Origin of the sequence: Dysgonomonas sp. 520 (assembly GCF_010501095.1) — a bacterium.
Taxonomy (GTDB): Bacteria; Bacteroidota; Bacteroidia; order Bacteroidales; family Dysgonomonadaceae; genus QVMP01.
In genome coordinates, this window is record NZ_QVMP01000009.1 from 88,955 (window position 1) to 112,804 (window position 23,850).

At 40.0% G+C, this 23,850-nt stretch carries 17 protein-coding genes; 10 read left to right on the top strand and 7 right to left on the bottom strand.

Going from position 1 to position 23,850, the window contains the following annotated elements; genetic code table 11:
- Positions 1–89 precede the first annotated feature (89 nt).
- A complete protein-coding gene (locus D0T56_RS07345; protein ID WP_163319497.1) occupies positions 90–677 on the top strand; it encodes a Spy/CpxP family protein refolding chaperone in 588 nt (195 codons plus the stop codon).
- A gap of 339 nt (positions 678–1,016) precedes the next feature.
- Here the strand turns inward: D0T56_RS07345 and D0T56_RS07350 are convergent, their stop codons facing one another.
- Complete coding sequence (locus tag D0T56_RS07350) at positions 1,017–2,720, bottom strand: hypothetical protein (RefSeq protein WP_163319498.1); 1,704 nt, start codon at positions 2,718–2,720, stop codon at positions 1,017–1,019.
- A gap of 27 nt (positions 2,721–2,747) precedes the next feature.
- Complete coding sequence (locus tag D0T56_RS07355) at positions 2,748–4,400, bottom strand: alkaline phosphatase (RefSeq protein ID WP_163319499.1); 1,653 nt, start codon at positions 4,398–4,400, stop codon at positions 2,748–2,750.
- 162 nt (positions 4,401–4,562) lie between these two features.
- On the opposite strand from D0T56_RS07355, the gene surE reads away from it, so the two are divergent.
- Together surE and lpxB are read left to right on the top strand one after the other, a co-directional pair.
- Positions 4,563–5,375: a 5'/3'-nucleotidase SurE gene (gene surE, locus D0T56_RS07360; RefSeq protein WP_163319500.1), complete on the top strand. Its 813-nt coding sequence runs from the start codon at positions 4,563–4,565 to the stop codon at positions 5,373–5,375.
- 579 nt (positions 5,376–5,954) lie between these two features.
- Positions 5,955–7,094, top strand: coding sequence for a lipid-A-disaccharide synthase (gene lpxB, locus D0T56_RS07365; protein ID WP_163319501.1), 1,140 nt, complete (start codon positions 5,955–5,957; stop codon positions 7,092–7,094).
- 82 nt (positions 7,095–7,176) lie between these two features.
- On the opposite strand, the gene D0T56_RS07370 is transcribed toward lpxB, so the two are convergent.
- Entirely contained in the window at positions 7,177–10,125 is a 2,949-nt protein-coding gene (locus D0T56_RS07370) for a PEP/pyruvate-binding domain-containing protein (protein WP_163319502.1), read from the bottom strand.
- A gap of 93 nt (positions 10,126–10,218) precedes the next feature.
- On the bottom strand, positions 10,219–10,383 hold the full coding sequence (locus tag D0T56_RS07375; protein ID WP_163319503.1) for a hypothetical protein: 165 nt from the start codon (positions 10,381–10,383) through the stop codon (positions 10,219–10,221).
- A gap of 388 nt (positions 10,384–10,771) precedes the next feature.
- Between D0T56_RS07375 and D0T56_RS07380 the strand changes: the two genes are divergently transcribed.
- Positions 10,772–12,442 (top strand): putative transporter, encoded by a 1,671-nt coding sequence (locus D0T56_RS07380; RefSeq protein WP_163319504.1) that lies wholly within the window; start codon positions 10,772–10,774, stop codon positions 12,440–12,442.
- 74 nt (positions 12,443–12,516) lie between these two features.
- On the opposite strand, the gene D0T56_RS07385 is transcribed toward D0T56_RS07380, so the two are convergent.
- Together D0T56_RS07385 and D0T56_RS07390 are read right to left on the bottom strand one after the other, a co-directional pair.
- Positions 12,517–14,451, bottom strand: coding sequence for a family 10 glycosylhydrolase (locus D0T56_RS07385; RefSeq protein WP_163319505.1), 1,935 nt, complete (start codon positions 14,449–14,451; stop codon positions 12,517–12,519).
- 152 nt (positions 14,452–14,603) lie between these two features.
- A complete protein-coding gene (locus tag D0T56_RS07390) occupies positions 14,604–16,553 on the bottom strand; it encodes an ATP-binding cassette domain-containing protein (protein WP_163319506.1) in 1,950 nt (649 codons plus the stop codon).
- A gap of 306 nt (positions 16,554–16,859) precedes the next feature.
- Here D0T56_RS07390 and D0T56_RS07395 point away from each other — a divergent pair, with 306 nt between their 5' ends.
- Entirely contained in the window at positions 16,860–18,980 is a 2,121-nt protein-coding gene (locus D0T56_RS07395) for a tetratricopeptide repeat protein (protein ID WP_163319507.1), read from the top strand.
- A gap of 62 nt (positions 18,981–19,042) precedes the next feature.
- Here D0T56_RS07395 and D0T56_RS07400 read toward each other — a convergent pair whose 3' ends face one another.
- Positions 19,043–19,645 carry a nitroreductase family protein gene (locus D0T56_RS07400; protein WP_163319508.1) on the bottom strand — a complete coding sequence of 201 codons (603 nt, stop codon included), beginning with the start codon at positions 19,643–19,645 and terminating at the stop codon, positions 19,043–19,045.
- A gap of 180 nt (positions 19,646–19,825) precedes the next feature.
- On the opposite strand from D0T56_RS07400, the gene D0T56_RS07405 reads away from it, so the two are divergent.
- The 5 genes from D0T56_RS07405 (at position 19,826) to D0T56_RS07425 (ending at position 23,839) form a co-directional block, all read left to right on the top strand.
- On the top strand, positions 19,826–21,682 hold the full coding sequence (locus D0T56_RS07405; RefSeq protein ID WP_163319509.1) for a hypothetical protein: 1,857 nt from the start codon (positions 19,826–19,828) through the stop codon (positions 21,680–21,682).
- 77 nt (positions 21,683–21,759) lie between these two features.
- Positions 21,760–22,008: a type II toxin-antitoxin system ParD family antitoxin gene (locus D0T56_RS07410; protein WP_163319510.1), complete on the top strand. Its 249-nt coding sequence runs from the start codon at positions 21,760–21,762 to the stop codon at positions 22,006–22,008.
- The gene (locus D0T56_RS07415; RefSeq protein WP_163319511.1) at positions 22,001–22,300 is read left to right on the top strand and encodes a type II toxin-antitoxin system RelE/ParE family toxin; all 300 of its coding nucleotides are present in this window, start codon (positions 22,001–22,003) and stop codon (positions 22,298–22,300) included. Before D0T56_RS07410 ends, D0T56_RS07415 begins: the two co-directional genes overlap by 8 nt.
- Before the next feature lie 301 nt (positions 22,301–22,601).
- The gene (locus D0T56_RS07420; RefSeq protein WP_255491096.1) at positions 22,602–23,099 is read left to right on the top strand and encodes a transposase; all 498 of its coding nucleotides are present in this window, start codon (positions 22,602–22,604) and stop codon (positions 23,097–23,099) included.
- Between the two features lie 371 nt (positions 23,100–23,470).
- Positions 23,471–23,839 (top strand): hypothetical protein, encoded by a 369-nt coding sequence (locus D0T56_RS07425; RefSeq protein ID WP_163319513.1) that lies wholly within the window; start codon positions 23,471–23,473, stop codon positions 23,837–23,839.
- Positions 23,840–23,850: the final 11 nt, after the last annotated feature.

Genomic DNA, 23,850 nt, shown 5'->3' on the forward strand with positions numbered 1-23,850 from the left:
TGTAACCGATGTTAAATTATGTGAAGGCTTTAAACGTTCTTGTGTAACTTTAATCAAACTATTTGTAAACACATAAAAAAAATAAGGTTATGAAGAAATTGTTTTTATTTGCGCTGATCGCTTCTGTTATTTCGGTAGGATCAATTGCGGCACAAGGAAATACAAAGCAGAAAAAAGGTGACGGCAGACGAAGTGTGATGAAAGAATTGAATCTGACTGCCGAACAACAAAGCAAAATTGAAGCTCTGAACAAAGATTTTAAGAATAAGTCGGATGCGTTGAAAACCCAGCGAAAAGACTTGGCTAAGTCGCACAGGGAAAGTATTAATTCTATACTCACTCCCGAACAGCAATCTCTATTGAAAGACAAGCGAAAAGACAGGTCTGAAAAAATGGCTAAAAAGGGGAAAGACCATAAGAAATTTGCGAAAGGAAAAGGTAACAAAAGACCTCACATGAAATTGGATGAGGCAACACGCAATCAGCTTAGAGCTTTGAAAAATAATTATATTCAGGAAAAAAGTGCAATAAAAAGAAGCCGGATTGCGCCGGAAGTTCAGGCAAAGCAATTAGAGGCTGCAAAAGAAAAATTCAGGACAGATCGTCGTGAAATAATACAGAAAAGCCTGAAAAATGGTCAGGGTGTAAAAAACGACGAAAAGCGACAAAACTCATGATGCCTTGAGTTTTTTAATAATAATTTTATAGAATAGATTAATAATGGAGAAATCGTTTGATTGCCTGAATAGGGGCTTTCAGACGATTTCTTTTTTATGCTGTTTCAGAGAACGAGGCGAGAATGAGAAAAAAGGAAGGTGTCCCAAAAGTAAATTTCAATGTCTTTTTGTCATCCTGAACAAAGTGAAGGGTCTGTTTTTAGAAAGTACAGATTCTTCGTTGCACTCAGAAACAACGTTCGAGGAGCGAAAGCGACTCAATGACAAAAATCAGTAACACTTTGATAGTGTAATCTTACTTTTGGGACACCCTCTTTTCTATGTTGTAGGTTTTCTTGTTTATCTCAAAGCATTCAATACGTCATTGTTCGACAAGAATTTAGAGAATTCCAGATCGTTGAAAGCTGAAGTTTTCAAGTCAGGGTCAATTTGAATAGCCTTTTTCAATCCGCTGACAACACCCGATGTGTTATTTGTGCGGGCAGCCACAATCGCATTCAAATAATAAGTAGTTGCATCTTTGCGTGATACAGAATCTAATATTTGTTGAGCCTTGCTATAATTTTTGTTCAATATCTGAGCCAATGCAGAGTTGTTTGTCGCCACATTACCAAAAGATTGCGCAGCTTTTGCGTAATCACCTTTTTTCAGATACATCACGCCAAGCGCTTCGTTCAGGTTGTTTGCGCCGGCTGCATTTCCTAACAGTTGCTCCGCCTTAGATGTATTGTTGTCAGCCAAAGCCAACAATGCCAGGTTCATGTTGCTTTCGGCAGAACGGGAATTCACTTGGGCAGCCTTTTGAAAGGCGTTAGCAGCCTGATCGGTCAAACCTGTTTGCAAGTATACAGCACCTAGATTGTTCCATCCTCTGTAATCGTTTGGATATTTAGATGTTACGTAAGAATATATTCTCTCTTTTTCAGTTGCCACGTTTGTCAATGTTGCAGCATATAACAATTCTTCAACAGAAAGGCTACCCATATTTGAAGCCACAGCAGACCTCAACTCATCGTCGGTTTTACCTATCACTTCTACATAAGCAGTAAGGCGAGAACGACGAAGTTTTGGTAAAATAGTTTCTGCCAGATCTTTGTAAACAACCGAGATGTTTTTTATCTCACGCTCTCTTTCTGCCGGATCATTATACATCGAAAGAACGCTGATTATAAGATTTTTATCCTGAAGATTAGATGCTTCTACCAATTTTCTGAAACCATCCCAATCCTGAGCAGTGTAATGTGCTGTGATATCTGCATCGACATTCGATTTTTTAAATTCTTTTTCCAAATATCCTGTTGTGTTGCGCTCACGTTTTTCAGCCAGAGCCTCATTCAGTTTGAAACCACCATCGGGAGAAGCATAAGCAGATATCTCAACATTTACGTTCTTTTTCACATCCTTGTCTGCATCCGCTACCAGTTTTTTCCATGCCGACAAGTCTCCGGAGTTCAACTCACTTGAGCGAAGTTCGGCTTGTTGTATAAGGAACATGATTTCAGCATCATAAGCCTCTTGTATAGATTTCTGGAATTTATCCGGAGCAATAGACGGTGTTGTTGTGAGAGGGTCGGCAAAAGCTGCGGATGCAACTACTCCGTCGGCTATCTTTACATCGGGGAAGCTGAATTTTTTTCCTTTAATTGAAGCCTCGAACCGAAGATACAATTCCGATTTTTGCATTGCCGGAACGTAATCGAATTCGCTACCCATGGTAATGCTTGCTCCCGTAGATTCGCGCACGATGATATTGTTTCCGGCAACATTTTCTCCCTGATAATAAAACGGAGTGCCTAACGCTTCACCTCCTTGATATTTAAGAACGGGAGTGATGGTTAGCTCTGCATTTTTATTGAACCATTTTGCGGGAATCCTACCATTCACCACAACAGGAACTTTTGTTCCCACCAATTCGAGTGGAGCCGGGCTTGCAGTAAACAAATTAGCTGACAACGGGTCGAGCTTTTTGCTACAAGAACTGGCCACCATAGCAACACAAGTAATCACTACTAGTTGCAACCATAAAATACTTTTCCGATTCATACAATTTGATAGATTTTTATTTAACAATTATTTCAATTTTTCGCTTAATTCGAGAGGAACATAAAATGTTTCGTTTTTGTCTACATACACTATAACGGATTTTAGATCGAATGGGTTTCCGTTTAACGATGCTACTGATTTAAACGCCGGAATTTCCAGTTTATTTTTTCCTTTCTTCACAATAAGGACAGGAAAATTACTTTCTTTATCATGTATAACATAGTTCATTCCTGCAAATACCTCTTGGTGTTTAACATAAACTTCTTTCGTCATGTCTGACAATGGAGTTTGCAGATCCGCCAGATCGGCCAGATATTGATTGATTTCGGTATTCCTGTTTACGCCGATTGGCAAATCGCCTTGCGGATGATAGGCGGCAAGAAAAACCTCTTCTCCTGTGTGCCCTCCTGTTGTGAAACCAAAGCATGTGCGGGAATTCATAATATCAACGATCGTGCCTACGAGGCTTTTATCGTGCTTCACATCCATGTAGTCCTCTACGTTCATGTCTTTGGATGATAGCAGCAATTTAAGTTCCTGTTCCGTAAGGTCTATATCCATATATTCCTTAAACAGAGACTTATACTGATTGGGCGAATGTGCCCTTAGCACCTCTTCCATGCCGTAAGCAGATTTTTTATATTTGGAAACCGTACCGAATAAATCTGCCAACGATAACTTTGTGTATCCCTTGCAATTTCTTTCTCCAATGGTAAGTCCACTGTTGCCATGATCAGGAAGTATGACAACTGCCGTTTCTCCGTCTTTTTTTGCAAAATCCATAGCCACACCCACAGCTTCGTCGAAAGCTAGGAACTCCGTTATACATCCAACTGCATCATTAGCATGAGCTGCCCAATCAACCTTGCTGCCTTCCACCATCAGGAAAAAGCCGTCTTCGTGCTTAGACAAACGCTCTATAGCCAGATGTGTCATTTCGGCAAGTGAAGGAACTTTCGAGGGGTCACGATCCAAGTCATTTGGCTGATGTTTTTTTCCGAACAAGGCCCACATTTTCTCCGACCCGGTTGACGTACGAAATGCTTCTACGTCATCTTGTATCAAAATTGTTCCTGTATTGCTGAAATGTTTCCGCATATCTTCCGATACATAATCATTTCCGCCACCAAACATTACATCCAGATTGTTGTAAGCCATTTGAGGCGCAATCACGCTATATTTATTTCTGTTATAGTAATGCGAAGCGCACGCAGCAGGTGTTGCATGCGGAAATTCTACCGTGACAACCAATCCCGTAGCTTTGTTTTTTTGATATTTTGCGGCTTCTAATATGGTTGCAAGAGGCTGGTATGTCTTTGCTGAATCAACATCCACCAAATCTTTACCCTGGCTGGCTAAAGGATAGATGGAAATATTTCCCGCTTGCTGAGGCATACCTGTCATATAGGCCGACATCGTGGGGGCAGAATCACCTATCGGAGCATCAGACGAAAATGTAATCACGGTTCCACACATATAAGGGTCTATATTCAGGCTTTTGCTGTCCGGGTTGTTTAATATCTGATACCATCGTGCAGCCGAAACCACGTCTATCGACGTTCCGTCAGGAATCATCAATATCACGTTTTTCACAGGTTTCACAGGCTTTCTGTACTGTTGTGCAAAACCGAGGCTACACGCTAAAACCAGCAATAAAAAACTGATGCTAAACTTTTTCATTACGAGAAATAATTATACTTGAATATGATATTTCCTAATCATAGCAAATGTAAATAAAAATAATAATTTACCGAAAATTTTTAACCTCTGTTATGCCATAAATACCAAACGTTCGACAAATTCTGGTTATCTTTGTCTATCGAAAGAAAATTTTGAGTGAAAATGAGTAAAAATAAGCCACTTATATTTGTCACAAATGACGACGGTTACCAGTCAAAAGGTATCAAATCGCTCGTAGAAGCAGTAAAAGATCTGGGCGAAGTGATTGTAGTTGCTCCCGACGGGCCACGCTCGGGAATGTCGGGTGCTATAACAAGCCTTTCTCCGATACGTTGCCATTTGGTTGAAAAAAAGGAAAATGTTACCGTATATGCCTGTACCGGAACACCCGTAGATTGTGTGAAGCTTGGGTTGAGCGAGATTGTAGACCGCCAGCCCGATCTTGTTGTTACAGGAATTAATCACGGAACCAATGCTTCCATTTGTGTATTGTATTCGGGTACGATGGGTGCTGCAATGGAGGGTTGTATTTTTAAAATTCCGTCCATCGGGTTTTCATTGACAGACCATCGTGCAGATGCGGATTTTGAGAACTCGAAAAAAGTTGCTGCCAAGCTGAGTGCCGATGTGCTGAAAACAGGGCTTCCTCTTGGTGTTTGCCTGAACGTAAACATACCCAAGGGGGACGAACTGAAAGGCATAAAGGTTTGCCGTCAGACAGCAGGGCAATGGGTGGAAGAGTTTGTGAGGTCGAAAGATGGCATAGGCAAAGAGGTTTTCTGGTTAACCGGAAGATTTGCCAATGACGAACCAAACGATAAAGATACAGACGAATGGGCTTTGGCAAACGGGTATGCGTCTGTTGTTCCCATCAAAATAGATATGACGGCTCACGATTTCATAGAGATGGCTCGTGGGTGGGAAAGCATGGAAATGACTACCGATAAAGCGAAATTAACGGAAAATCCATCTTGACTTTTATTCGACGTTTTTCGGGTGGAGTAAAACCCCACCCCTACACTTCTCCAAAGGAAAAGAAATAAATCCCTTCCTTCTTTAGGGGGAGGATGGGAGGGGGGGTAGGGGCAGGGCTCTGCTCTGCCCGAAAGGTCGAGGGTGTGTCAAAAGTCTTTTCTACCCCTAATCCCCTAAAGGGGACTTTTTAAACAATTGATAATCAATACACCCCTTTAGGGGCCGGGGGTGTTTTCTGAAATTTGGAACTTTTGACACACGCCCCTACTGGGTAGATGTTGTACAGCATAAAAGAATACGTTTCAACTATTGAATTGCATTAAAATAAGATATTGAAACCGTCTAGACTTTTTCGTTTTATTCAATTTTGTCATCCTGAGAGTATCGAAGGATCTGTTTTTTNTTTTTTAGATGTTTCACTACGTTCAACATGACAAAAACTCAAAAATTAAGTATAATTTAAAAAGTCTAGATGGCTTCATTGAAAGGATGCTTAAATTATATAGAGACAGTAGGTAAGGCTATTTGGTTCAGTATAAAAAAAAGTAGAGACTGGTTAAAATAAACAAATAACAAAACATGAAATACTTCCTTATTGCAGGTGAGGCCTCGGGCGATTTACATGGTGCCAACCTGATGCAAGCTTTGAAAGAAAAAGATGTGAATGCAGAATTTTGCTATTTTGGTGGCGATTTGATGCAAAATCAGGGAGGTATTCTACTTAAGCACTATCGTGAAATGGCGTTCATGGGAGTTATTCCCGTGGTGATGAATGCGAAGACTATCTTGCGAAATATGAAGACCTGTCAGGACGAAATACTGAAATTTCAACCTGATGTTGTCATTCTTATCGACTATCCGGGTTTCAACCTGAAGATGGCTAAGTTTGTAAAGAAAAACACTTATATTCCAGTCTATTACTACATTTCGCCTAAGGTTTGGGCATGGAAGGAATACCGTGTCAAGTCTTTCAAAAAATATGTGGACGAAATGTTTTGCATCCTGCCTTTCGAGGTTGAATTTTTCAAGAAGCACGATTATAAGGTTAACTATGTTGGCAACCCTACTGTTGATGAGGTAGTTGATTTCAGAAAGAGAAACGAAGCGGACACTTTAGATAAATTCAGAACTGACAATTCTCTGTCGAATAAACCATTAGTTGCGTTGTTGGCAGGGAGCCGCAAGCAGGAAATAAAAGATAATCTGCCTACTATGCTTGAGGTAATGAAAAGTTTTCCTGACTATCAGCCTGTCATTGCCGGTGCTCCGGGAATAGATGAGGAATATTACAGCCAATACCTGAAAAATAGCGATTGTAAGATAATTTTTGCGCAGACGTACAGGCTGTTAAGCTATTCGCAGGCAGCTTTAGTTACTTCGGGAACGGCAACTCTCGAAACAGCTCTGTTTCGGGTTCCCCAAGTTGTGTGCTACAAAACACCTGTGCCTCCACTGACATATTGGGTGTTTAAACATCTGCTCACCACGAAATATATTTCGCTAGTCAACCTGATTGCAGACGAGACTGTTGTTCAGGAGCTCTTTGCTAAGTTCTTCTCTATAAAGAATATCAAAGCTGAATTGGATAAGATTCTACATGACAAAACTTACAGAAATCAGATGCTGCAAAATTATGACCGGATAATAAACATTTTGGGCGAGGCAGGCGCTTCGGAACATGCCGCTTCTCTGATGGTTGAGAAATTGAAAAATCAATAGTATCCAATCATTCTTTTTGTAAGGGTACTTAATTTCTTTGTAATTTCACTTTGCTCAGATGACAAAGCATGCGACAGTAAATTTATGGTTTCATCACTACACCTAGTTTCTTTCCTCCGTTTATTTTCATTATCAATGGTTTATCGAAGCGAATATGGCGCAGATATTCTGTCTCGGTTTCTGCGGTTTGCTGTTTAAGAAATTCTTCATCGAAACTGCCTCCGCCGTCGAGGTATGGGTTTATAGTAAAATATCCTACACCAAATGCCGTCAAATTCTGAAAAAAATGTGTGCCCTGACTAGGTTCTATACGATAATTCTCCAATCCTAACTCTACCAACAACTTCGCATTACTGATATATGCCCATTTCACAGGAACACCCAGCCAAGGGTCGCTACTGCCCCATCGTCCGGGAGCAACCAATACATAGTTGCGGTCTTCTTTTACCAGACTGCTGTTTATCTTCTCCAATTCTTCGGCAACTTTATTGTTGTTGCTCGGATCAAAATTTTCTGTCTTCACATAAACAATGTCATATATATCTTCCGTGACCCCATGCCCAAGAGCGTCCGTGGCTAACAGAACTGTATCTTTCGGGTCAATCTTGCTCAAGTCCACTTTGGCTGTGTCAGCACTTTTCACTATCGGGCGGATTTGCAACAAATAGAACATGCCTTTGTCGGGTTCGGGAAGATTCACCGCAAACTCGATTTCTACGGCACGACCCATTTCCTGCTGACCGATACTCAAAATATCACGAAGTACGCGTGACAATGGGAATAATTTGTGTTGAAGTAACCCGTTGAAAGTTATTACTTTCCGTCCTCCCTCATAATATCCGTCGTTGATGATGTTGTCGTAAGGGTCGAAGGTTGAGGAAATGTACCGGATAGAGCCGTCTTTCTCCGCATCTTTCAGTCCCAATCTCAACAAATTGAAACTGTCATTTACAGAAAAATTGGACGGTATATTTTTCATGTCCAACGCATAAAAACGCCTTTGTGTATCTCTCAAAGCCAGATCGAGCGTGCTCAATTGCAGTATATTGTCGGGATGATAGGGCGAGTATGTGAGAGACATCCCTCCGTCTACAATATATTTACCCAATCCCAAGGCTAGATTTACGACACCTTCTTCCGGTTTTTGATTGCCAATCGGGTAAAAATTTATTGACCGTGCAACTCCCGAAACTGTGGGATAGAAATGATCTCCATATCTTTGACCTACAACTTCCTGCAACACAACCGCCATTTTTTCCTCATCTATCATATTCTGAGTAGCAGTCATATAGGCTTTACTTTCCGAATAGAAAACAGATGCATACACAGCCTTGATTCCCTCGCTCAGCATCCGAAGCATTTCGTATTTGTCGTTTACATAAGGAATCATATAGGTGCTGTAAACCCCTGCAAATGGTTGTAAATGTGAGTCTTCGAGCATGCTGGACGATCGGATGGCAATAGGGTTCTTTACAATTTCGAGAAATGCAATGAAATCTTCGGCCAAATGTTCGGGCAAACTGGAATGTAAAAAATAAGACAAGATCTCTTCGTTAGGTCTGTCCGACATGCCTATCTTGTACAAGTCGTTCATTTCCATGAACTCGTCAAAGATATCGGTGCAGACTACTACTGTCTTCGGGATTGTGACCGGAGCATATTCGAAGTCGAGTGTGTCGGCATATATTTTTGCCAAATGCCCCATAAATGCCAAACCACGCCCTTTTCCTCCGAGCGAACCATTGCCGATACGTGCAAAATAGGAAAACTCATCGAAACGGTCTTTCTGAAAAACGGCTACGGTTCCCGTATTTTTCATCCGCCTGTATTCCAAAATAGCCTCATATATAGTTTGGCGTGCGTCTTCCAGATCAGTAGATTCATGCAAGTGTATATTTTTCAGCACTTCAGCAACAGGAAACATTGCCCGCGAATAGAAAAACCTCGAAAAATGATTGTGAGACATGTGGTATTTCAGCGACTTTTGGGGGATGGTCTTTATACTCACCTGCATATCTTTCAGGTTGCGAATTCTTGTTATTTCTTCCTTTGTGTCGGGGTCGATAATAACAAAATCGCCAAATCCGAAGTTCAATTTTATTTGCCTTTTCAGATCGAAAGGAAAGGTTTTCTGATTTTTATCCACAAAACTACATTTCAATTCGTCTGCATATTGTTTATTCGTATTTTCGGAAGAAGTTATAACAACCGGCAAATATTTGTCTTGCGATTTTACCCATTTGGTAAATTCATATCCTGCCAACTGCTCTTTCGTCCCGCCACGGATATAAGACATGTCTGTGATAACCCCCAAAATATAATCACTATAAGTATTATAAATGGCTTCGGCTTCTTCGTAACTTCTGGCAAGCATGATTTTTGGGCGTCCCCTCATGCGGAGTTTTTCCTCATGTTGGTTTAAGGCTTCTTTGGCAAAATTTTTCGATTCTTCCAATATTATATGATAGAGTGTCGGCAGTGCCGATGAATAGAAACGCACCGAATCTTCTATCAATAGAATAATCTGAACACCAACTTCTTGCGTGTCGTGTTCGGCGTTCATGGCATCCTCTATCAGCTTGATGATAGCCACTAATAACTCTGCATTTCCCAACCATGTGAAAATGTAGTCTACATTCATCATTTCCTTGTTGGACATACGTTTTACAACTTCTCTGGAAAATGGGGTCAGGATAACTACCGGAATATCGGGGTGCTGTCCTTTTAGCGTATTGACTATGGAAAACGAATCGTCATCCATATTTGGCATATAGATAATCAGTTCGTAATGGTTGTTTTGCAGTTCGTACAGAGCTTGTTCTTCGTTCAATACCTCCGTGAACCGAGGTGGATAACTGAGGTTTAGCGATACGTATTCATTGAAAATCTGTTCGTTGACCCTGCCGTCATCTTCCAAAATGAAAATGTCGTATTTGGTAGCTATGAGTAGAACGTTGAAAATTCGTTTATTCATCAAGCTGGCGAACGAAGTGTCTTTTAGCCTGTGTTTTCTTATATAATTGTTTGTCATCCTGTTTGTTTTCTTTTCGGTTCGTACAAAAATAAACAAAAAAATAGCAGAGCCTTGTATGTGCCCTGCTAATATTATCGGTAATAGTAATGGTTATCCTATAAACTCTTGTCCTTTTGCCTGATTTTCAGTGTCTGGATATTCCATGCTTTTCTCCACACTGCCTGAAACTGGATAAGGGCATCCGCAATCTTTTGATGATTTGCACGAAGCAAAGGCTAAAGATACGATACAGAGGCAAAGAATAATTTTTTTCATTTCTATATTTTTTTTGATTGTTATTTCATTAATCATGCGATTCAGTAATCGAAAACGTTGGTTTAAATTAGTCGTTTTTCGGGTGGTTTGTAGGGGCAGGGCTCTGCTCTGCCCGAAATGTTTGTCATGCTGAGCAACGCGAAGCATCTAAAAAAACAGATCCTTCACTCCGTTCAGAAACAATGTTCGAGAAGCAAAGGCGACTCAGTGACAAATCGAAAAACTTTACGTTCTCTATATCTTTGCGGTTTGCTTAATTTAAACCAACAATAATTGTAACGACAAAAAAAGGATTATATTTTATTTCGGAAGGCAAAATTTCATACATTACTATCGTTGCTAATATCCGATTTAAGTAATACCTTTGTCTCCGAATATTCAGTGTTGTATGAACTGGTTGTATGAATTGATTCAAACGCCGTCTATGATTCAGACGGTTATACTGATTTCCGTCATTTCGGCAATCGGGCTCCAACTCGGGAAGATTAAAATACTCAACATCTCGTTAGGTATTGCTTTCGTTTTTTTTACGGGGATTATTGTCGGCCATTTCCGATTGGCTACCAATGGAGATATGCTGTTTTTTGCCCAGAATTTTGGACTGATTTTGTTTGTCTATTCACTGGGGTTGCAAGTAGGACCGGGATTTTTTTCGTCGATGAAAAAAGCCGGACTTCAACTCAATCTGATTTCCTTATCTGTTGTAGTGCTAGGGTTGGCGCTTGCCATTATTTTCCATTTCACCACCCGTGTTTCTTTGCCGGATATAGTTGGAGTTATGTCCGGAGCCGTTACAAACACGCCCGCATTGGGTGCTGCACAACAAACCTACCATCAGTTGGTTCCGAACGATAGTAAAACGCTTTCCGATATGGCATTGGCTTGTGCGGTTGCTTATCCTTTGGGTGTGTTCGGCGTTATTCTGGCTATCGCCTTGATGAGAAAATGCTTTCCTCCCGATACTCTTCCCGAACCGGAAAAAAGGAACAAGGCTCCTTATGTGGGCGAATTTATGGTGACAAATCCAGCCATTGCAGGAAAAACCATCAAAGAAATAATGAGATTGTCACCAAAAAAATTCGTCATTTCACGTATCTGGAGCGATGGTAAAGTAACGATACCTACTTCCGACAATGTATTGGCTTTGAACGATCATGTGATGGTTATTTCAATAAAATCGGATGTGGAGCATATAAAGGTTTTGTTTGGAGAGCAGGAAAATGTAGATTGGAACAAGGAAGATATAGACTGGAATCATATTGATAACAGTCATCTTGTTTCACGACGGATTATTGTAACGAGAAGTAAAGTCAACGGCGTAAAACTTGGAAATCTGAAACTTCGTAATCTTTATGGGATAAATATTACGCGGGTGAATCGTGTAGGGATTGATTTGTTGCCTTCGTCCGATTTATCCTTGCAAATAGGTGACAGGCTGACTGTTGTTGGTGAAAAGGTGTCGATAGATAATGTTGCGAGAATATTAGGTGATGAGATCAAACGCCTGAAAAATCCGAATTTAATTGCCATTTTCACGGGCATTGCCTTGGGGTTGATATTGGGTGTTATACCTTTTCCTTTTCCGGGAGTAACCATTCCTGTGCGATTGGGCATTGCCGGCGGTCCCATTATTGTGGGCATATTGATGGGGGCATTTGGCCCGAGATTTGGATTTGCCACCTACACCACTCAAAGCGCAAATCTGATGCTGAGGCAATTGGGTATTGTTATTTATCTTGCCTGTTTGGGTTTGGATGCCGGAACCTATTTCTTCGAAACGGTATTGCATGGCGATGGCTTGTTGTGGTTGGCGATTGGCTTTTGCATCACCATTATACCTGTGTTGATTGTAGGAGTTGTAGCCATAAAGGTTTTCAAACTGAACTATGCCAATACTGCGGGAATGCTTTGTGGAAGTATGGCCAACCCGATGGCTCTCAATTATGCTAACTCAACTGTGGATGGGGATGAGCCTGCAGTGACTTACGCTACTGTCTATCCTGTTTCGATGTTCGTCAGAATTATATCGGCTCAGTTAATGCTGATGATATTCTTATGATAAATTAAAAACCCCATAGAGCCGACAAGTCGGCGTCCATAGGGTTTTCATCCTCTATTAATAATCAACCTAACCTAATTTATGAATTTTAGGCTTTTTGTCATGCTTTTGGTTTTGATGGTGATGATGTATACACCATTTGCCAAGTTGTCAGGAAGCAGGTAGTCCTTTGTCCCCACTATCATTCCGGACGTAATATCTGCGATTTTTGTACCGGAAACCGAATGGAGGGAAATCGAGGTATTTTCTTCCGAATTGAACGATAACCTAAGAATGTTTTTATCTCCATCCTTGCAAATTGTAGCATTTATATTCGGTGCAGATTCATTTCCGATTGAACTTTGCAGTTTTCTGAAAGTTATGTCAAACTCATTGCCGTATCTGTCGAATACTGCCACAGCGTAATTATAATCGTCCGTCAACTTGTCATTGGGAATAGTGTATTCATTCACATAAGTAACGCCTTGCAGATACTTTACCTTGTTGGTTTCGAAATCTGTGCTGGTTTTCGGAACGATGTAAACTGTATACCGCAAACCCGGATCGGGGGCAGTCCATGTAAGTTTCGATCCGTTCAGTTCCAAACCTTCTACTCCTGAGTATTCTTTATGTTTCTTCCAGTCTATGGCAGGACGTAGTGCCTTGTATTTGAATTCATTATTCCGAAGGTATTGCATCCACGATTTGTTATAATAATCCGTACTGTAATGTTTTCTGTAATAGAAATGTTTTGTGGAAAAGAAAACACTTCCCGGCGCACCATATTTTATGGATGATCTGTTTTTCGCTATTTGCAAGCCATATTCATTTGGAGCCAAGTCTGTTGCTTTTAGCGACATTTGTTTTTCTTTCCGATCGCTCGATTGTTCTGTATAGATAAAACTTCGAGGAATAATTTCTCCACTCACCATCAGGATGTCACCCGTACTGAGAGCCGATTTTGACTTGTCGATTGCCGTGAGCGAATGGCTTGCGTAAAAATGAGTATTGTAACGAGCCGCCAGGTCAGACCACCACGGACACAGCCTGTTATAGCTCTGACCGGTAGATGTAGTGGGCCAATAGAGCTGAGGCGATATGTAATCGACAGTTCCTGCCTTCATCCATGAAACAGGATTGCAATAGATTTGGCTGTATGCGTCCATTCCTGTAATATTACTGGGCAAAGTAATGCCTTCTTTCTGCGCTACGCTAGAATTTATGGTCCATATTCCGAAAGGAGAAATACCAAATGTTACATAAGGTTTTACTTTTTGGATGGTATCGTAAACACTTTTCACCAGTTCATCTACATTTGAGCGTCTCCAGTCTCCGATGCTCATACTATTAGGTTTATACAATTTTTGAGTTTCCGAATCCAGATTGTCGGGAGTTCCTTCATACGGATAAAAGTAATCATCAAAAACCACCCCGTCAATATCGTAGTTGTTCACAACCTCAGCCACAATATTTGTGACATGTTTCCTGACTGCCGGTATACCCGGATTCAAAATAACAGGTTTCTTTCCGCTAGTCGCATTTTTAGGATAATGCAATAGCCAATCGGGATGAGTTTCCCTGTAAACGCCCGGTTTTCCAAGCCATTGGTCAGGCCATGTTTCAAAGCGGTAGGGGTTTATCCAGGCATGTATTTCAAGTCCTCTTTTGTGCCCCTCATCAATAATAAATTGTAGAGGGTCGTAGCCGGGTTCCATCCCTCTGGTTGCAACCAAGTCTTCCGACCAAGGTTCGTAAGACGATTTATACATGGCATCGCAATGCGACCTTATCTGAAAGAAGACAGTATTAATATTTACTGACAAGAGTGAATCTAACAGAAAAGTGATGTCGTCTTTTTGAGACTTGGTTTGAGTGGTGTGCCCTGTTGCCCCTAATTTCACAGCAGGCCAATCGATTCTTGACACCGTGGCAACCCACGTCGATCTAAGTTCTCTTTCTTGTATTTGCTGTGCAGAAATAGGTGCAAAAGAGAGTAAACTTATAAAAATAAGAATAAAGTATTTTTTCATGGTGTGTTAGTATGAATATAAAACCACTATTGTGTGCATAAAGGTATTTATATTTTTGAAATATATTCTTATTTTGATATATTTTATAATTTAAATACATATTTTTAATTAATTGAAGGGTGTGTTTTTCTTCTATACTAACATTTTTGTTCTTACAATTTCTCTTTTAATTCTTCCAGTTCTAAGGTAAGAAGTTCCCAGGCACTCATTTCATTATCAATTGATTTGAGTAGTTTTCCATGCCTGTCGAAAAGACTGATGTCGGAAATTCCGTCGGGCGAGGCAAGCAGTTCCTCCATTTCGGATTTTTCCTGTTCCATTTTCTCAATCTTTTGCTCCGCATCTTCAATCTGTTTCTCCAGCTTTTTGATCAGTTTACTTAATTCTTTCCTTTCGACATACGAAATTTTATTTTCCGACTTGGTCGATTCTTGAGTTTTTGCTTCGGAAACATTCTTTGCCTTAGGTGATTGGACTTCTAATTCTTTCAGGGTGTCCATTTTTTTCTTTTGCAGAAAATCGTAGATGCCACCCAGATGCTCTTTCACCTGTTGATTGCCAAACTCGTATACCTTATCAACCAATCCGTCCAGAAATTCACGATCGTGGGAAACAACAATAACTGTTCCGTCAAACTCCTTGATAGCCTCTTTCAATACGTCTTTCGATTTCATATCGAGGTGATTGGTGGGTTCGTCAAGAATCAACAGATTGACAGGCTCCAACAACAAACGGATCATAGCCAGACGGCTTCGCTCTCCTCCCGAAAGCACTTTCACTTTCTTGTCCGATGCTTCGCCTCCAAACATGAATGCTCCTAGAATATCTCTGATTTTTGTGCGTATATCACCAACAGCCACATAATCAATGGTTTCAAAAACCGTCTTGTTATCATCGAGCAACGATGCCTGATTTTGAGCGAAATAGCCGATTTTTACATTGTGTCCTAATTCCAGTTTTCCCGAAAAATCGGTTTCACCCATAATGCACTTAACCAGAGTGGACTTTCCTTCACCGTTTTTACCAACAAAGGCAACCTTGTCTCCTCTTTCGATAGTAAAAGTTACATCTTTGAAAATAAGGTGATCTCCATAGCTTTTGCTCAGGTCTTCTGCTATCACAGGGTAAGAACCCGACCGTGGCGCAGGAGGAAACTTCAATCGAAGGGCCGAGTTGTCTTCTTCATCCACTTCTATCCGTTCTATTTTTTCGAGCTGCTTGATACGCGATTGCACCTGAACGGCTTTCGTTGCTTTATATCGGAATCGTTCTATAAAATCCTCTGTGTCTTGTATTTGCTTCTGCTGATTTTCGTAGGCACGCAATTGTTGCTCGCGACGCTCCTTTCTTAGCTCCACGTACTTCGAATAGTTTACCTTATAGTCATGAATCTGCCCTAAAAGTATTTCAATGGTGCGTGTTGTAACAGCATCAAGAAAGGCTCGGTCGTGCGAAACGAGGATAACGGCATTGGCACGAGTTGCCAGAAAATTTTCGAGCCATTGTATCGATTCTATATCGAGGTGATTGGTGGGTTCGTCCAGCAACAATACGTCAGGGCGACGAAGCAACAGTTTAACCAGTTCGATACGCATACGCCAACCGCCGCTAAATTCGTTTGTAGGCCTGTCGAAATCGGAACGCTTAAAACCCAGACCCAATAATGTTTTTTCTACTTCTGCCAGAAAATTTCCACCACCCGACATCATGAATTGCTCATTCAAATGTGCCGAGCGTTCTATAAGATTGTGGTATTCTTCCGATTCGTAATCGGTGCGTTCTGCCAATTGCTGATTAACGTGTTCCAGGTCTGCTTCCAATTGCTGAATATGGTCGAAAGCCAATGATGCTTCTTCCAGAACGGTGTTTCCGTCTGTTAGCTTCATTTGTTGAGGCAAATAGCCAATTGTCAGATCTTTAGGGTATGAAACGTTGCCCGAAGTAGGTTGCTGAATACCTGCCAAAATCTTGAGCATAGTAGTCTTTCCTGCTCCATTTTTACCGACCAACGCTATACGGTCTTTCTTGTTGACAACATAAGAGATATCATCAAACAAAGCCCTGCCTCCAAATTCTACTGTTAATCCTTCTACCGAAACCACTGTTCTATAATGTTTTGTTTTACGGTTGCGAAGTTAATCAAAAGTAATTAAAAACAGAGTCCCGGTTTGTAAGTAGTGTTGAAGAGAATTGGAATTGTAGAGATAGCCTCTAAAGTTATATTGAGAAAATATTGCATCATCTACTGATTCGTATATTTTTATCCCTGTTGGTAATTTTTATACATTGATGGCGTCGGATTAATAACATTTTGATTATTTTTGCATTTGTTTATTACTCTGGTTAATAAAGCGAAAGAGGTACACAAACAAAGCAAATCTTTTATAAATAATAAATTGTAGAAAGACATGAAACTTACTTTTATGCGTTGGTTTGCAATCATTCTCGTCTCGGTAACATTGGTGGTGGGAGTGAAATCATATATGAATATCAGGCAGATAATAGAGCAATCGACTATGCGTGAGAGGACATTGGAAGATACGTCACTTTTACTTAAAAATAGTATTGATGTTCCGGAAACAGACTCAGGCAAGCAATCTGTGGATGCTGATACGAAGTTGAAGTTGGCTTTGATCGGAAATATTTCCGAATATTCGGATCTGACCAAAAAGGAAACATTGCTTTTCTATGATACTTTGTTGAAAATAGCTGTCATATTGACGCTTTTGGCAGTAACACTATTCTTCCTTGTATTGATAGAAGTTCGTGGGATTTTTTTATCGAAGAATGTTGAGCAGAAATCATCTGAACGACAAAGAACTACAACTCACGAATATATAGTAGACGAAAACGAGCAGAGTGTGCCGGAGGTGGATGAAGCTGATGAGGAGGAAACCTCTCAACCTCAGTTGAAAAAAGCGGACGCGATGCCCGAACAATCGGCTGAAGTGCGAGAAACCCCAATAGACAAACAAAACGAAGCTGAATGGCTGGCAGATGTGAGCAGAAGATTGGATTTGGCTCTGATAAAGATTGCGGACGAAGATAAGATTCAGATATTAGGCGAATTGGTTGATGAGGTGAATAATATGGCATCAACAGGACCTAATGACAAGAAAAAGTCTATACTAGGTAAGAGTTTCCAGAACATGGGCAAGGCATATTACAATCTGGGTGAATATGATAAGGCCATAGAATGTTTCACTAATGTGTTGAAAGATTATTCGAATCATGTCAATACGCTCAATTACAGAGGACTTACGTATGTGGCCATAGGCAACAATAGGAAAGCTATGGACGACTATAATAGGGCAATTGACATAAGGAACGATAATGTAAAAAGTTTTGTGAACAGAGGCAACCTTTATCTTAAGATGGGCGATCAGGATAAGGCTATAATGGATTTCGACTCGGCACTGAGCCTCAACCCTGTTACCGGGGAGGCTTGTTTTGGCAAAGGTGTGGCCTATTTTGAAAGGGAGGAATACGAAAAAGCCTTGCCTGAGTTTTCGAGAACGCTATTCCTCGACCCAAATAACGTGGAGGCATCGAAAAAGAAATCGCTTACCTATTATTTTCAAGGGCAATATGCCGAAGCATTGAAAGATATCAATGAAATCTTGTTCAGAGACAGAAAAGATGATGAGGCGTACTATTACAGGGCGATGATACAGTCGGCAATGGGCAAGGACGATGCGGCATTGTCGGATTATGATACGGCGATTGAAATAGATCCGAAAAATCAGGATTATTATTATTCAAGAGCTCTCTTGTTCACAAAAATGGGGCAATGCGACAAAGCCGTAGATGAATTGAGCTATGTGATAAGCCAGCAAAGCAGCAGGTTGGATGCCTATTATAACAGAGGAATTGCTTATGCCCGTATGAACGATCTGGAAAAGGCCATCGAAGATTTTTCGACGGTTATGAAGATGGATAATTCCAACTATGGAGCATATTATCTGAGAGGCAGCATATTCATGGAGCAAAAATTGTTTGGAAAAGCAATGGAAGACCTTGATTATTTCATAAACAATGCCTCGGATAAAAAATTGATGAAAGAAGCCTTGATAAGCCGAGCGTTGTGCTTTATCGAATTTTCCGATTATGACAGGGCATTGCGGGATGTGGACAGGGCTTTGCGAATAGACGACAAATATGCATCGGCATACAGCCTGAAAGGTATAATTTACTACAAACAAGGCAATCAGGCGGAAGCAATGAGCGACCTGAACGAAGCTGTGTTGAATGACCCTACATTGCCCGAAGCGTACTTCTACAAGGCAAATGTGTATGAAGAAATAGGCGCATACAAGGATGCTTTAGACAATTATTCCACTGCCATAGATTTGGACCGGGAATATTATGAGGCATACTACAACAGAGGCCTGTTATATGTGAAATTCGATAAGATGGAAGAGGCTGTTGACGATTTTAATGTATGTATCGCTTTGGATGAAAATAACGAGTTAGGGGTAAAATATCGTGCCGGAGTGCAGATAGACAAGCTGTCTGTAAGTATAGATTAAAAATGAAGAAACAGTGAAAACTGAAAACGCTTCCCTCTTTCAAGAAGGAAGCGTTTTATATATTATTCGAATATCAGCGATCTGCCGACTAAGGGATTGAACTCTTTAGCTCCGGGTTCTTCGAGAGGTGTCCCGAAAGGCATTTGAGCCACTAGTTTCCATTTCGGATTCAGTGCCCATGTGTGGATAACTTCTTCATCAATCAGCGGATTGTAATGCTGGAGGGAAGCACCAAGTCCGGCATCTTCAAGCATTGTCCAGATAGCAAATTGATGCATAGCCGATGTGTGCTGCGACCATACCGGAAATTTGTCACTGTAGGTAGGAAAAGCATTCTGCAACTCTTCTACAACAGTGTTATCTTCAAAAAAGAGAACTGTTCCATAGCCGGATGCAAAACAGTTGTCTATTTTTGACTCTGTCGACTTGAAATTATCTGCCGACAACTTTTTGCGTAAAGTTTCTTTAACTATATTCCATAATTTCTTATGGTGGTCGCCCAACAGCAATACCGTACGTGTGCTTTGCGAGTTGAAAGCAGAAGGTACATTCTTAACAGCCGTATCAACAACTTCCTTTATTTGAGAATCACTAATTGGTGATGTATTGCTCAATGAATAATAAGAGCGGCGATGCTCTATCGCCTCTTTAAAGTTTCGTGTCATAGATAAAATTCTTTTAAATATATTTATATTGTTCAAAGTTTAGCTTTCCTACCGGAAAAGCCTTTTTTCAAACTATTGATTCACTTGATTTCGTTTGTTCATTTAACAAAGAATCTTATCCATTTGTTTTTAGCCACATAATTTTTTTACTATGTTTGCAGCACAAAAAATTACAAAACGATGTTTAATAATCAACTGTTCAGGGTATTATTCGACCCTACAATAAAGATAGACAAGCGTACCTATCGGGGTGGACTTATATTCCTTCTATTTTTTGTCCTTCTGAGTACATTTTTTAGTTTTCAGTACTCAATATTTGATGTGTTAAGGCAATTTAACGGCTATTCTTTCGGAAAAGGATTTTCAGGTATTTTGAAAAATCTGACAGACGATTATCGTTCCTATTCGGCCATACTTTACCTTATTCCCCTCAGAGATATACTGATTGTGATAGTTTTTGTTGCTTCCATAACTCTCTCTGTTAAAAGATGCAAGGCGTTGGAACTGCCCGGTTGGATAGGCTGGATTGCGGGCATATTGACATACATGGCATACTGGGCATTAGCTACGTATATCGTACCAGCAGGATCTTTCTTTGTGTTTTTTAGTTTCGACACATGGATATGGTTGTGTCTGCTTCCGGGGATAGCAGTGGTTTATTTCTTGTTGAGAGACGATGCAAAAGATACAAAAACGGCTGATTTATTTCCCATCCCCAAAAGTTTGGATATTGAGTCTTTCTTCAAATATTTTTTCTGGTTGGTGGTTGTGTATTTCGGTATATTTATTTTGTTCGATATAATAGCTTTGTTCAGAGTAACAATCCCTGTTTCTGTTGTGACTATCAAGTATGCGGTGTTTGTTTTTGGTTTTGCCTTTTTACTGATAAAACGAATAAAATCGACCTCTTTGAATAAACGACTTGTTTTCGGAATCTTTGGTGTTTTAATCGCTCTGGAAATAGTATATATGTTGCTATGGACTTTAGATTTGGAGAGTGGACGTATAGCGTATCTACCCGAATTTTCGTCGTTTCTTAGCTTGATGGAATACTGTGCCATCGTTTTGACGGTTGTGATCATTGCCCAGCCGGATGGTGATGAGACAGGAGGGATTAAAACTAATTTTTATATCAATAACCGGATTTTGAGATCGTTGCTGGATTATCGTGGAACTATCAGCAACAGAGGGTATTTGGCCGGGCTGAGCATCGTGTTCTTGTGCGTTGCTGCATATAATTTGGCGTTTAATCAGATATGTATCAGTAGTTTGTTCAATAATTTCATAAACGAGGGCGAGACAAGCAATCTTCTGAATGAGTTTCCTCTGCAACATTTATATTTGGCTGTGATTTTCTACTCAACATTTGTTCTGACCATTAAGCGTGGGCGGGCACTGCGTATGCCGGTCTTGATTGGCGGAATAATAGGGGCTGTTATATACATGGCATTTTACATGTTGAAGGTATTAAATCAGATGATTCTCCTGAATTGGTCGAAACTGGTTGCTCGCGACCCGTCGCTATCCTTGTTCCGTGACCTTTTCTCTATGTGGGGGTATGTCATTATGTTCGGATTGGCTATTGGCGCGATTGTGCTTCTGTCTCAAAAGCTGAAAAACGAAATGGATGACTACAACGAAGACGAAGATTTTTCTTTCTATCGGATGACATCGGAGGTGTTTCTTTTCAAGCGGATGACATTGGCAATAGCTATGGTTGCAGTTGTTTTAACGATGGTCTTGATTTATAAAGTGAGCGGCAGCCTGTCGATGATGATTCTTCGAGCTTTCGTCGTGGCAATATTGGTATTCATCTCCATGAATGTTTATTACCTGTTAGACAGGGCGAAGGATGCGGCGTTGCATCTCTGGAAGATATGGATAGGCGTGGTTCTTTTCATTGGTTTGGGCATAGCTTTTCACTTTACGCAAAACAATGTTTATATATTGATCGACCACCTCATTCTGGTATTGTGGTTTTGGGTTATTTTTCTTCCGTCTGCCAATCTGGAGGAAGAAAATCACGCTAGTTTATAGTACTTTAACTTTTGATAAAAGAATAATATTGTCAGAATTACCAATTTTTGGTAACTTTGAGAAAACATTGAAAAGTTATGAGAAAGAACACCTCTGTATCGCTCGGAAATTATTTTGAAAATTTTGTGGAAAATAAAATTTCTCAAGGTCGATATAAAAATGCAAGTGAAGTTATCCGTGCAGGGTTAAGGCTTTTGGAAGAAGAAGAGAATCGTGCATCTGTTCTGAAAAATGCACTTCAGGAAGGATTAGATAGTGGAATAGCAACAGATTTTGATTCGAAAGAACATCTGGCGCTATTGAAAGCTAAAAGACGTAATGGCTAAATATCATTTTACGAACAAGTCGGTTGAAGATTTATCATCCATCTGGAATTATACCTTTGACACATGGTCGGAAAAACAAGCGGATCTGTATTATGAAATGCTGATAAGTTCTTGTCAGACGATAGCTGAAAAGCCGAGATGCGGAAAAAATTATGAGGAAATATCAGAAAATATCTACGGATTCAGAACCTATAAACACATAATATTCTACAAAATAATAACTCATGAAGAAGTTGAGATTGTGAGAATTTTACATGAAAGCATGGACTTGAAAAGCAGAATTGACGAATAAAGATGCTCTCCCGAAATAAACCTTTCTTACGAAATGTCGTCTATAGTACTTTAACTTTTGATAAAAGAATAATATTGTTAGGCTTTGAAGCGCTTCTGTTAATGCCTATCGGGTTGCAAACCCGATAGAACGGCAAGGCTATTTACGTTTTTCGGAGTTTGTAACTCCGAAGTTATTATAGTTTGGGTTTGTAACCCAGAGGATGCTAATGTGTGGTTTGTAATTTGATAAAACTTATAGCTATCTTAGTAAAATGATAAATATTCAGTATCGAACAACTAAAGATCTTTATTTTATAACCATGACTGTTGTAGATTGGGTTGATATCTTCATTCGTCCATGTTACAAGCATGTTATAATAGAATCGTTGCAGTATTGTCAACAAAACAAAGGGCTTGAAATATATGCTTGGGTACTTATGAGTAATCATCTGCACATGATTGTTGGCATAAATGATGATAATGAACTTAGTAATGTCCTTCGTGATTTTAAGAAATATACTAGTAAGAAAATACTAAGTATATTAGAAGTAGATAATAGTGAATCTCGGCGTGAATGGATGCTCAATCGTTTTAAATACGCTGCATTGAATGACAAGAAAACGAAGAAATATCATTTTTGGCAAAATGGCAATGATGTACAAGAAATCTATACGGTCGACTATTTACGCCAAAAATTAGATTATATTCATCAAAATCCCGTTGTGGCAGAGTTTGTTAATCGCGCAGACGATTATAGATACAGTTCTGCGATAGACTATAGCGGCAACAAAGGTTTGATAGATGTCATTGTTATATAAAATCAGAATTTGAAATTCTGCTGTTAATGCCTATCGGGTTGCAAACCCGATAGAACGGCAAGGCTATTTACGTTTTTCGGAGTTTGTAACTCCGAAGTTGTTATAGTTTGGTTTTGTAATTCAGAGAATAATATTGTCGGGCTTTGAAGTGCTTGCGTTAATGCCTATCGGGTTGCAAACCCGATAGAACGGCAGTTTTTTAATAAGCCTTCTTTATCGTCAAAATACAAAGATTTGTCAAAAATTATGTATATTTGTCATTGAGTAGCCTTCGCTCCTCGAACGTTGTTTCTGAAAGTAACGAAGGATCTAAAAAAAACAGATGCTTCGTGCTGCTCAGCATGACAAAAAGAAAACAAAACACCGAAACAATGAAAAAAATACTGACCCTGTTGTTGCTCGCCACCCTGTTTGTTGCTTGTGGCGATGATGATGAAAAGCCAGAACCTGAACCACAACCTACCTACATTGACAACAAACTGATAGAAGGGGAGTGGTACTGGATACAAGCTACAGACTCTGTTGTATATACCTTTGAAAACAATAATGCTTCCAGAAAAACAATCGAAAAATATATCCTTGTTCAGATATCTTCTTATGATTATGGGGTCTATAAGCTTACTGATGAATATATTTATTACCCGGAGAGAGGCGATTGGAAAAGTAAATACTATCTGAAAGAAGATTCTTTGTGGATTTATAATGGAGATACTCCGGTAAAATATATACGGGTGAAATAAAAATAAATCCC

Excerpts from the sequence above, each read along its gene's own strand:
- D0T56_RS07345 (WP_163319497.1), top strand. The coding sequence starts at position 90 with ATGAAGAAATTGTTTTTATTTGCGCTGATCGCTTCTGTTATTTCGGTA.
- D0T56_RS07350 (WP_163319498.1), bottom strand. The coding sequence starts at position 2,720 with ATGAATCGGAAAAGTATTTTATGGTTGCAACTAGTAGTGATTACTTGT.
- D0T56_RS07355 (WP_163319499.1), bottom strand. The coding sequence starts at position 4,400 with ATGAAAAAGTTTAGCATCAGTTTTTTATTGCTGGTTTTAGCGTGTAGC.
- surE (WP_163319500.1), top strand. The coding sequence starts at position 4,563 with ATGAGTAAAAATAAGCCACTTATATTTGTCACAAATGACGACGGTTAC.
- lpxB (WP_163319501.1), top strand. The coding sequence starts at position 5,955 with ATGAAATACTTCCTTATTGCAGGTGAGGCCTCGGGCGATTTACATGGT.
- D0T56_RS07370 (WP_163319502.1), bottom strand. The coding sequence starts at position 10,125 with ATGACAAACAATTATATAAGAAAACACAGGCTAAAAGACACTTCGTTC.
- D0T56_RS07375 (WP_163319503.1), bottom strand. The coding sequence starts at position 10,383 with ATGAAAAAAATTATTCTTTGCCTCTGTATCGTATCTTTAGCCTTTGCT.
- D0T56_RS07380 (WP_163319504.1), top strand. The coding sequence starts at position 10,772 with ATGAACTGGTTGTATGAATTGATTCAAACGCCGTCTATGATTCAGACG.
- D0T56_RS07385 (WP_163319505.1), bottom strand. The coding sequence starts at position 14,451 with ATGAAAAAATACTTTATTCTTATTTTTATAAGTTTACTCTCTTTTGCA.
- D0T56_RS07395 (WP_163319507.1), top strand. The coding sequence starts at position 16,860 with ATGAAACTTACTTTTATGCGTTGGTTTGCAATCATTCTCGTCTCGGTA.
- D0T56_RS07400 (WP_163319508.1), bottom strand. The coding sequence starts at position 19,645 with ATGACACGAAACTTTAAAGAGGCGATAGAGCATCGCCGCTCTTATTAT.
- D0T56_RS07405 (WP_163319509.1), top strand. The coding sequence starts at position 19,826 with ATGTTTAATAATCAACTGTTCAGGGTATTATTCGACCCTACAATAAAG.
- D0T56_RS07410 (WP_163319510.1), top strand. The coding sequence starts at position 21,760 with ATGAGAAAGAACACCTCTGTATCGCTCGGAAATTATTTTGAAAATTTT.
- D0T56_RS07415 (WP_163319511.1), top strand. The coding sequence starts at position 22,001 with ATGGCTAAATATCATTTTACGAACAAGTCGGTTGAAGATTTATCATCC.
- D0T56_RS07420 (WP_255491096.1), top strand. The coding sequence starts at position 22,602 with ATGACTGTTGTAGATTGGGTTGATATCTTCATTCGTCCATGTTACAAG.
- D0T56_RS07425 (WP_163319513.1), top strand. The coding sequence starts at position 23,471 with ATGAAAAAAATACTGACCCTGTTGTTGCTCGCCACCCTGTTTGTTGCT.